The 1,059-nt window shown below is 37.0% G+C and carries 1 protein-coding gene; it reads left to right on the top strand.

Annotation, left to right across the window (positions count from 1 at the left end; translation table 11 throughout):
• Positions 1-105 precede the first annotated feature (105 nt).
• Positions 106-1,050, top strand: coding sequence for an IS30 family transposase (locus NEH75_RS13275; RefSeq protein WP_055305798.1), 945 nt, complete (start codon positions 106-108; stop codon positions 1,048-1,050).
• Positions 1,051-1,059 lie beyond the last annotated feature (9 nt).

Here is a 1,059-nt window from a genome sequence, read left to right as displayed (position 1 = left end):
GATAGATTGTAATATTAAGTGCGACACATAAAAAAAAGCTCATAAATAGGATCTTTGTTATAGAATGAAGTTACCACACCAAATTCTTAACAAGGAGATCTATTTATGAGTTATAACCATCTTAACACATTTGAGCGTACACGTATAGAAGTTCTTTCAAAAATGGGCTATTCAACGAGACAAATTGCTCAGCAATTAAATCGCCATCATTCAACGATTGCTCGTGAACTGAAACGAAATACTCAAAAGACATATCAGGCTGAGTTAGCAGACGAATTAGCTGAGCAACGTCGCTTAGTTTGTCATCGTTCAGAGAAGAAATCAGAACAATTGATACAAACGATTCAAAAATATTTAGAGCTAACTTGGTCACCCGAACAAATTTCTAATACAGTTTTAAAGGGTGTGATTTCATTTAAAACCATTTATCGTTGGCTTTATGATGGAACGATTTTGTTAGGAGATTTAAGTTGTTTAAGACAAAAAGGAAAGCGCCGAAAACCACGAGAAACACGTGGACGATTTAACATTGGAACCTCGATTCATCAACGTCCTAAAGAAGTCAAAAAACGTGAAACGTTTGGACACTGGGAATTAGATACGGTTGTTTCAAGTCGTGGGAAGAGTAAAGGTTGTTTAGCGACTTTTGTTGAACGTCAAACACGTTTTTACGTCGCCGTGAAAATAGAAAATCGCTCAGCAACAGAAATGTACCGAGCGATTAGCGACTTATATGAACTCTTTCCTAAAGACACCTTTAAAACCTATACCGTTGATCGAGGAAAAGAGTTTGCTTGTTATTCCAAAGTAGAAGCTGACTTAAAGGTTCCTGTTTACTTTGCAGATGCCTATTCGTCTTGGCAAAGAGGAAGTAATGAAAATGCCAATGGTCTTCTTCGAGAGTTTTTCCCGAAGAAGACTGACTTAGCACGAGTCAGTGATGAAGAGATTAATGAGGCACTCTACCTCATTAATCATCGACCACGAAAATGTTTAGGTTGGAAAACTTCATTCGAACTATTTTATGAGAAACTGTCGCATTTGTATTGACAATTCGTC

It is taken from the genome of Turicibacter sp. T129 (assembly GCF_025594975.1).
Taxonomy (GTDB): domain Bacteria; phylum Bacillota_I; class Bacilli_A; order MOL361; family Turicibacteraceae; genus Turicibacter; species Turicibacter bilis.
Note: the sequence above shows the minus strand (reverse complement) of the source record. Positions and strands in the feature narration are given on the sequence as shown.